Source organism: Eubacterium sp. AF19-12LB (assembly GCF_003479125.1).
GTDB lineage: Bacteria > Bacillota > Clostridia > Lachnospirales > Lachnospiraceae > Eubacterium_U > Eubacterium_U album.
The window spans coordinates 1-10,193 of the sequence record NZ_QUGP01000021.1 but is presented as its reverse complement, the minus strand read 5'-3'; the positions used below and the strand labels follow the sequence as shown (position 1 = coordinate 10,193).

General features: G+C 31.6%; 20 protein-coding genes. All 20 read left to right on the top strand.

Annotated elements, in window-relative coordinates:
- A partial coding sequence (locus DWX29_RS12735) for a hypothetical protein (protein WP_199663696.1) occupies positions 1-571 on the top strand: 571 nt, incomplete at its 5' end.
- Positions 572-583: 12 nt separating this feature from the next.
- The gene (locus DWX29_RS12220) at positions 584-1,054 is read left to right on the top strand and encodes a hypothetical protein (RefSeq protein WP_118565952.1); all 471 of its coding nucleotides are present in this window, start codon (positions 584-586) and stop codon (positions 1,052-1,054) included.
- A gap of 309 nt (positions 1,055-1,363) precedes the next feature.
- Positions 1,364-1,729, top strand: a complete 366-nt coding sequence (locus DWX29_RS12860; RefSeq protein ID WP_199663695.1) for a hypothetical protein — start codon at positions 1,364-1,366, stop codon at positions 1,727-1,729.
- Complete coding sequence (locus DWX29_RS12210) at positions 1,716-2,057, top strand: hypothetical protein (protein ID WP_118565951.1); 342 nt, start codon at positions 1,716-1,718, stop codon at positions 2,055-2,057. The genes DWX29_RS12860 and DWX29_RS12210 overlap by 14 nt, the downstream gene beginning before the upstream one ends.
- Positions 2,058-2,483: 426 nt before the next feature.
- Complete coding sequence (locus DWX29_RS12205; protein WP_118565950.1) at positions 2,484-3,161, top strand: hypothetical protein; 678 nt, start codon at positions 2,484-2,486, stop codon at positions 3,159-3,161.
- 20 nt (positions 3,162-3,181) lie between these two features.
- A complete protein-coding gene (locus tag DWX29_RS12200; RefSeq protein WP_118565949.1) occupies positions 3,182-3,592 on the top strand; it encodes a hypothetical protein in 411 nt (136 codons plus the stop codon).
- 468 nt (positions 3,593-4,060) lie between these two features.
- Positions 4,061-4,381 (top strand): hypothetical protein, encoded by a 321-nt coding sequence (locus DWX29_RS12195; protein WP_022089249.1) that lies wholly within the window; start codon positions 4,061-4,063, stop codon positions 4,379-4,381.
- On the top strand, positions 4,382-4,723 hold the full coding sequence (locus DWX29_RS12190; RefSeq protein ID WP_117910787.1) for a hypothetical protein: 342 nt from the start codon (positions 4,382-4,384) through the stop codon (positions 4,721-4,723).
- A gap of 463 nt (positions 4,724-5,186) precedes the next feature.
- Positions 5,187-5,429 carry a hypothetical protein gene (locus tag DWX29_RS12185; RefSeq protein ID WP_118565948.1) on the top strand — a complete coding sequence of 81 codons (243 nt, stop codon included), beginning with the start codon at positions 5,187-5,189 and terminating at the stop codon, positions 5,427-5,429.
- A gap of 15 nt (positions 5,430-5,444) precedes the next feature.
- On the top strand, positions 5,445-5,615 hold the full coding sequence (locus tag DWX29_RS12730; protein ID WP_158574552.1) for a hypothetical protein: 171 nt from the start codon (positions 5,445-5,447) through the stop codon (positions 5,613-5,615).
- An 18-nt stretch (positions 5,616-5,633) separates the two neighbouring features.
- Complete coding sequence (locus DWX29_RS12180) at positions 5,634-5,987, top strand: hypothetical protein (RefSeq protein ID WP_118565947.1); 354 nt, start codon at positions 5,634-5,636, stop codon at positions 5,985-5,987.
- 185 nt (positions 5,988-6,172) lie between these two features.
- Complete coding sequence (locus tag DWX29_RS12175; RefSeq protein ID WP_147365057.1) at positions 6,173-6,586, top strand: hypothetical protein; 414 nt, start codon at positions 6,173-6,175, stop codon at positions 6,584-6,586.
- 88 nt (positions 6,587-6,674) lie between these two features.
- Positions 6,675-7,307 (top strand): HNH endonuclease, encoded by a 633-nt coding sequence (locus tag DWX29_RS12170; protein WP_199663694.1) that lies wholly within the window; start codon positions 6,675-6,677, stop codon positions 7,305-7,307.
- 14 nt (positions 7,308-7,321) lie between these two features.
- On the top strand, positions 7,322-7,792 hold the full coding sequence (locus DWX29_RS12165) for an SMI1/KNR4 family protein (protein ID WP_118565945.1): 471 nt from the start codon (positions 7,322-7,324) through the stop codon (positions 7,790-7,792).
- On the top strand, positions 7,773-7,985 hold the full coding sequence (locus DWX29_RS12725) for a hypothetical protein (protein ID WP_158574551.1): 213 nt from the start codon (positions 7,773-7,775) through the stop codon (positions 7,983-7,985). The genes DWX29_RS12165 and DWX29_RS12725 overlap by 20 nt, the downstream gene beginning before the upstream one ends.
- A gap of 51 nt (positions 7,986-8,036) precedes the next feature.
- Entirely contained in the window at positions 8,037-8,234 is a 198-nt protein-coding gene (locus DWX29_RS12155; RefSeq protein WP_118565943.1) for a hypothetical protein, read from the top strand.
- 23 nt (positions 8,235-8,257) lie between these two features.
- Complete coding sequence (locus tag DWX29_RS12150) at positions 8,258-8,590, top strand: hypothetical protein (RefSeq protein ID WP_022089254.1); 333 nt, start codon at positions 8,258-8,260, stop codon at positions 8,588-8,590.
- A gap of 272 nt (positions 8,591-8,862) precedes the next feature.
- Entirely contained in the window at positions 8,863-9,273 is a 411-nt protein-coding gene (locus DWX29_RS12145) for a hypothetical protein (RefSeq protein WP_118565942.1), read from the top strand.
- 88 nt (positions 9,274-9,361) lie between these two features.
- Positions 9,362-9,577, top strand: a complete 216-nt coding sequence (locus DWX29_RS12140) for a hypothetical protein (RefSeq protein WP_118565941.1) — start codon at positions 9,362-9,364, stop codon at positions 9,575-9,577.
- A gap of 112 nt (positions 9,578-9,689) precedes the next feature.
- On the top strand, positions 9,690-10,025 hold the full coding sequence (locus DWX29_RS12135) for a hypothetical protein (protein WP_118565940.1): 336 nt from the start codon (positions 9,690-9,692) through the stop codon (positions 10,023-10,025).
- The last annotated feature ends 168 nt before the right edge of the window (positions 10,026-10,193 follow it).

The following is a 10,193-nucleotide window of genomic DNA, read 5'->3' as shown; positions in this document are numbered from 1 at the left end:
TAAGGAAGGAAAAGGTGCGGATGAAGTAAAGAAGATTGTTGAGGGTGGATTAAGTGAGAGTGCTTTAGATTCTGGACTAACGCAATCACAAATAGAGAAGATTGTAAATACACCTAAAGGTAGTAGGCCAGACCCTGCTAGCTATTTGAGTCAAGAGTATATTGAGGCGCATTTAGCTCAATTTGATGATGGTGCATCAATTATTATGACTAAGGAACAATATATAAATTATGTTAAAGGAAATTTAACTATTGGAATTCCGACAGATAGGACGCAATTTGTTTTGCCAAAAAAATATTGTGATGATATTGCAAGTAAAGCTGCAGGTAATATAAGTTTTTATGAAAAGGCACTAGGTTTTGATATTGGACATTTTTCTGATGGTGGAGGTTTAGTCAGAATTGATATCCAAAACTTGGATGGCTTAAATTTAAGAATTCCGTCAGGAAATGAAGCTGGTGCAAATAGTCATTGGATCCCAGGTGGCAAAACGGATGGTGGAGTTCCAGAAGCAATTTTAGATTTAATTCCAAATGATCCAAATAATGTAACAGTTTCAGAAATTAAGTGAAGAGGTGCAAAGATGGATATAGAGAATATGCTTTTAAACGCAATTATTAATAATGATATGATAAAGTTTTTACGAGGAGATGGGGAATATTTGATTGAGACTTCTCAGTATACCCCAGAGGCAGGATTAACTGATGTGGGTAAAGTTTTATCAAAAGGAATTTATAAAATATATGCGTATAATGATAATGTAAAGGAAAAATTTGAATTGAGTCTATTAAAAATGCTTGACATGTCAGATTTTGATATATATATGGTGTGTCATTATGTAATGAGTCAGTTATTTAAAGAAAAGAATGGACTTTCACCGTTTGTTATATCAAAAGGCATAATTTTAGATAAATTGTCGTTTAAAATCAATGAAAGAGAAATTTATCTAAAAAAGGGTATTGTATATCCAAATGGGTATGTCAATACTAGTGCAATGACGGAAATACAAAGATTCCGTATGGTAGGCAAAGAAGAATATAATGTATTATTTTAAAATAAAGTTATATTTTAGGACTAACAACAACCAGCAATTTATGAACGACTATTAAATTAACCAGCATAGCTACTAAGAATCAATGCAGAAGCCAAAAAGGCAGTAAATCTCATAAACAGTTACGGAGATGAAGCATTCGATTTATTTAATGAAGGAAAAGGTGCGGATGAAGTAAAGAAGATTGTTGAGGGTGGATGTAACACTATTAATGGATTAAAAATAATTGATGGAAAAGTTGATGGAAAGATTCCACTAGATGAATATAAAGATATTTTTGAAAAAAGTATTTACAACAAAAACTCACATATAATGACTTTAGGCAAGTATAGACCCACGATTAATTCAGATGGTAGTGAAAATTGGAAAATTGCGGGTGATGATTCATATAATGTAATAGCACAGAAGAACGGAGATATGTATTTTGATATGAAGGATGGTTTGTATGATGTCACACTTGATAAATATAATTTATCATATCAAAATATGTTTGACTATTTTAATGTCCCAGCATTAGATAAGGCTGCAAGTAAAGGAAAAACTATTAGATTTACACATAATCCAGAAATGAAAGAGTATGCAGGATTATTTACGGATAAGGAATGGAAACATTTGCAGGAAAAATGGGAATATTTATATTTAAGAGAAGAAGGAGAATTTTGGTATGCAGAAAAGTAATGCAAATGAAATGGCAAAAAAGATAATTAGCAATGCAAAACTAATATTTGAAGATAGGATAAACAACATAACTTTTTCTTCAGTTACAGATGAACCGTATAAAATGTTTAGCATTAAATTTACACTTTATAATTACTACATTATTGTGTATAACTACGATAGAGGTCATTTTGGATGCAGTATTATATTTGGAGATGATACGGTTCCACTACAAAGTAACGTTGAATGGGATGATGAGTGTAATTATGCAAGTTATTGGAAAGAGATAGATAGGCTTGTTAGACTGAGAATACCGGATAAATATTTAAAAGAATATGGTTGGCTATAAAAAGTTATTATATGTTATGAAGATAGATGTATATAGTGCTTTTGAGTACTTAAAGATGATAATTTATCTATATTGCATAATTACATAAACAAGATAAATTAAAAGAAGGCAATAATCCAATTGATAATAAAATCTCAAACATCTGAAGGGTAAATATTAGATTAAATCCTGACATAGGTGAGCAAACATACATGATAAGTAGAAGCCGCGGTGTTGGCGAAGTAGGAGGAAAATCAGGCATGGGAGCTGTTAAGAAAAGATTATGGTGAAAGAACGGCAGCCATACTGCAGGAATTTGGAGAAGACGGACTAAAGCTTGCAGAAAAGTATGGAGATGACCTTGCAAGAATAATCGACAATCTGGAGCCAACAGAAACTAAAAAAGCAGTAAGCCTTATAAACAGTTATGGTGATGAAGCACTGGAAATGTTTAAGGAAGGAAAAGGTGCGGATGAAGTAAAGAAGATTGTTGAGGGTGGTTTAAATAAAGCTTTTGTCAATGAATTACTGGAAATACTGAAGCAGAAAAGGATTACCCTTGATGAGTTTAACAATTTGAGATTAAGAGATGTGGCAGAACTGACAGATAGCGAAAAGGAAATATTAAAATTCATCAGAAATTCAGTTCCAATGCCAAATGAAAATACATTGATGCAAAAGGTAATTACAGTAGAAGATATAGAAAAATATCTGAACGGAACCTATACACAGGTAGGAGGATGTGTGACAAGGGCAATTGATGTGGAAAATCTAAAAACATATGATGATTTATATAAAGGATTACGTCTTGATTATCCTGAAAGTGTGTTTAATCCAACAGAAGATGATGTGATGGGTATGATACGTTTTACAACAGAAGATTTTAAGAAAATTACAATTCCGTACAGAACTGAGATGGGAGGAAATGCGTCAGGAGAGACACCGTTTACAGGTAATGGGTTTACAAAGGCTACTAATGGTAACATAATACCAGAATTTCAGTGTAGTAAATATATAGACATCAAAGATGGTGCACAACTAATAGAACTTAGAAAAGACGGAACAGAAAAACTAAGAGCTATATATGATAAGGATACAAAGAAATTTGTAGAAATAAAAAGATAAATATAGATGAGGAGAATATTATGAAGGATGGACAATTTGCAATTTATAAGGGAAAAGAATATTCAGCATGGAAAAATAATCAAGAAAAAATAGTATTAAGGTCTACAGATATAGATGAAGTGAAAGAAGGGTTTGAGCCATGTGAGCCATTCATAATTAATGATGTAGAAGAACCAATAGTATGTCGCAAGATAGTAGAAAAGGCTGAAGTGAAAGAATATTATAGAATAAGAACAATAGCAATTTATAAAGGGTTTAAATTTCAGGTGATTGATGAAAAGGATGAAGAGATATCCATTGTTAGTATGATAGGCGATTATAGGATGTGGAAGAGTATGGGAATGAAAATTATTGATAAGGGAGTATATCAAAAATGGATAAAAAAAAGCGAGGCAGAAATAGAACTTGAAAAAGACAATTATGATTTGTAATAATTTTTTATGTAATATGTAAAAACACTACATATTTTTGACTTTTGATTCAGGGAAAAAATACAAAACGTATTCTGAATGTAAAAGTACATTTGAAATGAATTTGTTACATATATGAAATTATTGTATAAATACAAATACTGCAGGAATTCGGACAGGATGGTCTGAACCTTGCAGGAAAGTATGGAGACGATATTGCAAGGATAATCGACAACCTTGAACCATCAGAAGAAAAAAAGCAGTAAGCCTTATAAACAGTTATGGTGATGATGCACTTGAATTATTTAAGGAAGGAAAAAGTGCGGATGAAGTAAAGAAGATTGTTGAGGGTGGTTTAAGTGAGACCAGAGTGGTACAGAAAAAATAAAATTTAACGAAGTTAAGACATTTACAGCAGAAGAAACTAATCAATGGTTTATTGATAATGTCAAGCCTGATTATAATCCACCATATAAACCTGGAACTTTAGTGAAGGAAATTGAACTTACTGAAAATACTACTTTTGTTAGAGTATATGATAATATGCCAGATGGATCGGGTATGTATGGAAGTTGGGTAATGAAAGCAGATGATATTAAAGGACTAACACCCTTAGAGATACAAAATAAGTTTGCTTTACCTAATACCCCTAAATATATATGCGATGTGGAATTGGAGGCTGGAACTCACATAAGAGTAGGCGAGGTCAATCCTTTAGATGGATGGGGGAATGGTGGTGGAACACAATATGATTTAATTGGGCAAAGAATTGGTGATTTTAAGAATGAGAGGCTTTTGGAGGGTAATTAAATGTATCAATACGAAAAGAAGCATATTGAAATCAACGGGAATAGTTATGATTTCGAATTTGATATTCGAGCTGTAGTCCAGTATAAAGAAAAGTTTATAGTATTACTTGGGATTCCATTTAATAGAACTGAGATTAATAACATTTATTGTTTGGATGCTCAAGCAAAATTAATTTGGCAATCAGAGGATTTATCTACTCGCTATCCAGAGTTAAAAAATCTTCTTCCTTATGAGCAGATAGGCATAAAAGATGATACTATTTTTGCATCGGATTTCTATGGACGTAATTATAAAATTAATGTAGATAGTGGGAAGATAGAGGGATTTAATATTGTTAAGTAGTATCTTTAAAGAAAATTAATTATAATTTATTAGGGTTATACTTTCGGACTCCCAACAACCTATAACTCCTGCATGTCTATTAATTAACCATCATGGCTGTTGCGAAGCAATTAAGAATCCATGATGTTAATTAATAGACGCTAGCGAAATTTTGCCGAGTTGGGTATACGGACGAACATTACAAAATCAAAATAGAATATTTAGTTCCAATATGCTGATATAAACGCACTCCTAGCAACAAGAAAAAATGTTGCGAAAGAGTGCGTTTATATCAGTTTGTTAGGGAAGTAGATTTAGATACCATCAAAGAACGGCAGCCATACTGCAGGAATTTGGAGAAGACGGACTAAAGCTTGCAGAAAAGTATGGAGATGACCTTGCAAGAATAATCGACAATCTGGAACCGACAGAAGCTAAAAAAGCAGTAAGCCTTATAAACAGTTATGGTGATGATGCACTGGAAATGTTTAAGGAAGGAAAAAGCTTTAATAAGGTAAAGAATGTTGTTGAGAGTGGTAGAAAGGTTATTTCTTATACAGAATATGACAATATATATCAGAGTAGTATACATAATGCAGGCAAAGAAAAAGTAATGCTTGGAAAATATGATGGAGGTGATCCAACCAGTTATATAACAAAAGCAGGAGATGATTATACATATTTTAGTTTGGGGAATGAGTGGGATACTATTAAAACTAAATATTGATATACGGATGATGAAATGTTTAAATTGTTTAATGAGGCATTCCTAGATGATGGAATAAATGAAGGAAAAACATTTCAGTTTTCACATAATCCGATTAATGATACTGGTGCATTAGGAAAAGAGTATCAATACCTATTAAAAAATAATTACAAGTGGGATGCTGAAACTATGACAATGAAACCATAATATTAAAGGAGAATAACAATGAATGTAGATGAATTATATGATTTAGTGGAAGATTTTTTTGGATATAAAGCAAAGATGAGGTATATTAATTCTGCAACAAAGGAAGTTGCATGTGTATTATATGATTCTTTTTTGTTAAAATGTAATTTAGATGATCAGTATGGAAGATTTGGAGCGGGTTTGGAAGTAGGAAAAGAAGGTGTTATAACAGAATTTTTAGGAAAAAGTTGTTCGTTAAATAGCGATGTTGAGTCAATTAAAAAAAGTTTGCAAATTATTGATGATTATTGTAGACTTCGTTTGCCAGATAAGTTTTTAGATTCATATTATAAAGCTTATGTGCTTAGTCAATATGATGATTGCGACATATAGAAGATTTAAACTTTAATTATGTTTAAATTTTCGAACTTAAAGCAACCCAGACTTAATGAATGTCTATTAATTAACAATCATGGTTGTTCAAAAGCAATTAAGGATTCATGATGTTAAAATAATAGACTGTATCAGGTATTTATAAGATTGATTTAAGTTATAAAACAATAAAAACAGGAGACAGTATGATGAAAGATGGAAAATACGCAATTTATTTAGGAAATGAATATACAGCAGGGGAAACTCAAGAAGGAAAAATAGTGTTACGTTCAACAGACATAGAGGATGTGAAAAATGGTTTTGAACCGTGTAAACCGTTTAATATTAAATATATTGAAGATAAAATAGTATGTATGAAATTTGTAAATAGCTCCGAAATAACTGAATATTATAGAATAAGGACAATGGCAATTTATAAAGGTTTTGAATTTGAAATTGTTGAAGAAACAGAAGACAAGTTGTCTATAGTTACAATGATAGGTGATTGCAGGGAGTGGAAAAGATTAGGAATGAAGTGTATTGAAAGGTATGTATATCAGAAATGGATAAACAAAAATGAAGCAGAGATTAAAATAGTAAAGGAAAAATTTAAATTGTAATTATAAGAGCAATTTAAGGTAAATTAAGTAATTACGACAAGCGCATTCGAAAGGGAAATATTCGTTTTAGAATGCGTTTGTTGTAAAGATGAGAATAATCGACAATCTGGAGCCAACAGAAGCTAAAAAAGCAGTAAGTCTTATAAACAGTTATGGTGATGATGCACTGGAAATGTTTAAGGAAGGAAAAAGCTTTGATGAGGTAAAGAAGGTTGTTGAGGGTGGCTTAGATACATCAATAAAAAATATAGACGAATTTATTGGAGGAAATAAATCATTTGATGATGTTTTAGATGATTATGCAAAAGTATATGCAGATAAAATTAACTCTAACCAAGCGTGGTCATGGGATGATACAATACCAGGAGGAGAGAATCTCACCAAAAAGCAAAGAAGTATTATTAAACAACAGGCTATAGATGCTGGATTAATTCCTGACATAAAGGTTACCAAAGTAGAAGGCATGAGATATGGCTTTGCCGATTTTGAATCTGCAGGAGTAGTAAAGGAAACACAATATTTGCCAGAAAACATGTGGAAGATGAGCGATGCAGAGCAGTTTAAATGGCTGGATGAACAAATTGGTGGAACTGTAGACGGATATACATGGCATCATACAGAAATACCAGGTAAAATGCAATTAGTACCAACAGGAATACATAATATAACAACGCACAATGGAGGACGAACTGCTGGAATGTGGGCAGATGCCCCTCGATAATAGGAGGATATAAAATGACGATACAAGATAATACGATTATTCAACCGATACCAACTGATGAATTATTAGCAGAAAAAGAGAGAAAATGGAGATTGGTTTTGCCAGCGGATTACAGAAATTTTGTTGTGAATTATAATGGTGGTATACCAAATGAAAAATCATTTGAGTGTAATAAACATAATTATGCAGTTACAAGATTTTTGTGTATTTTGAAGAATGTTCAAGAAACTCAAAATGGTTGGTATGATATAAGCGTTGTAGAATCCCAAATAGGAGAGCGTTTGACGGATAATGAAGATTTAATTGGAGTAGAGGTTCTGCCAATAGCAGAGTTATTCGCAGGAGATTATGTATGTTTAGATTATAGAAAAAGTAAAGAGAAACCTTCAATTTGTGTATGGAGCCATGAGGAATCAGAAGATTTTGCTCCTGTAACATACAAGGTAGCAGATACATTCTCAGAGTTTGTTGAAATGTTGGGATAAAAAAACAGAAAAAGGCTTTGAATTTAGAGTTATGGATGAAACAGAAGACAAGTTGTCTATAGTGGCTATGGGAGGCGATTATAGAGAGTGGGTAAGATTGGGAATGAAGTTTGTTGAAAGGTTTGTATATCAAAAATGGATAAACAAAAATGAAGCGGAGATTAAAATAGTAAAGGAAAATTTTAAATTGTAATAATAAGAGCAATTTAAGGTAAATTAAGTAATTACGACAAGCGCATTCGAAATGAAAACATTTGTTTTAGAATGCACTTGTTGTAAAGCTGAATTATCAAAAGGTAGCCGGCATACTGCTGGAAGAAAAGTTTACCTTTTGGAAAAAAACTTTACTAATCTAATAGGAACAAGTAGCAAAGGAAAACCATTACATACTTTAAAAGCAGTTATTGATGAGGCTGGAAATGTAATTACTGCATTTCCCTAAAAAGTAGGCAGGAGGTTGTTGAAATGAATTTTTATATAGGTAATTCAATAGATGAAATTGATGAACAAGATGTCAATGTAGAATTTAGTGATGAGTTGATTGATTTTATCTACAAGATGAGTGGAAGAGTATCTTTTGATATGAGTAAATTGTATAAAATTAATCCTTATGATGATGCTGAAATTTCTAAAAATGATTTGCCTCAAATAATTGAAATATGCAAATTTATATTAGACTCAGCGTTGCTTCAGGATTATGAGAAACCAGATGAAGGAAGACAAATGTTACAAGATTTATTAGAGATTATCAAAAAAGCAATTACAAGAGAATTGGGATTAGTTTCAATAGGAGATTGATAATTTGTATTATGTAATAAAATCGTAACAATCTCCTTAACAATCCGAAACACCTATGTTACAACGGCGTGCAAGTAGGATATAAGGGGATGAACAATTTCATCAGGTTGGAACAAATGACTGTAAGGTAGCCGATAAACTAGGACTTAAAAGAGTAGAGAAGTATGAATACGAAGGTTGGCTAAACTCAAATTCAGTTCAGATTATTGAAGAAAGAACATTTATAAAATAGTGATATATCAATAGAAAACAAATGGAAAAGAGGGCGCTTTATGAAAGATGGAAAGTACGCAATTTATTTAGGAAAAGAATATTCGGCAGGGGAGATTGAAAAAGGAAAAATAGTGTTACGTTCAACAGACATAGAGGATGTAAAAAATGGTTTTGAACCGTGTAAACCGTTTAATATTAAATATATTGAAGATAAAATAGTATGCATGAAATTCGTAAATAGCTCCGAAATAACTGAATATTATAGAATAAGGACAAAAGCAATTTATAAAGGTTTTGAATTTCAAGTTGATGAGGAGACGGAAGATATGTTGTCTATAGTAGCTATGGGAGGTGATTGCAGGGGGTGGAAAAGATTAGGAATGAAGTGTATTGAAAAGTATGTATATCAAAAATGGATAAATAAAAATGAAGCGGAGATTAAAATAGTAAAGAAAAATTTTAAATTGTAATAATAAGAGCAATTTAAGGTAAATTAAGTAATTACGACAAGCGCATTCGAAATGAAAATATTTATTTTAGAATGCGTTTATTGTAAAGATGAGAATAATTGACAATCTGGAACAGACAGAACCTAAAGAAGCAGTAAGTTTTATAAACAGTTATGGTAATGATGTGCTGGAAATGTTTAAGAAAAGAAAAAGCTTTGATGAGGTAAAGAAGGTTGGTGAGGGTGATAGTAAAGCTACTTATAAGATTCTTAATACATCTTCAGCAGAAAATGTAAATAAGATATTTAGAGATACAATGGGATAGTAGCCACCTTACAAATCAGAAACAAGTGTAACAGAAATTCAATTAACAGAAAATGTAGCATATGTGCGCGTTTACGATAAAGTTAATTCAAGGATGAAAGGATTAATGAACAATGATAGAAATTCAAAATAATAAAATATTGTTGGCTGGAAAAGAATTGCAATTTGATAATAAAATTATTGAGGCTGCAGAATATGAAGGAAAAGTAGTTATTGTATTTGAAACTGATGAAGAGGGCGGATATGATAATGTATTTTGTTATACGCAAGATTTACAATTGCTTTGGAGAATAAAACCAGCACCAGTCGCTATTGGCGGAACTGCTAGAAGTACGTATGTGGGAGTTGATATAGTAGAAGGTAATTGTAGAGCAATTGATTTTTATGGAAGGCGATTTAAGGTTAATCTTGAAAATGGAGAAATAATTTCAAAAGATATAGTTTGGTAATATTTATTATGAATATACTTTCGGACTCCTAACAACCTACGACTTCTGCACGTCTATTAATTAACAATCATAGTTGTTCAAAGGCAATTAAGAATTCATAGTGCTAAATTAATAGACTGTATCAGGTATTTATAAGATTGATTTAAGTTATAAAACAATAAAAACAGG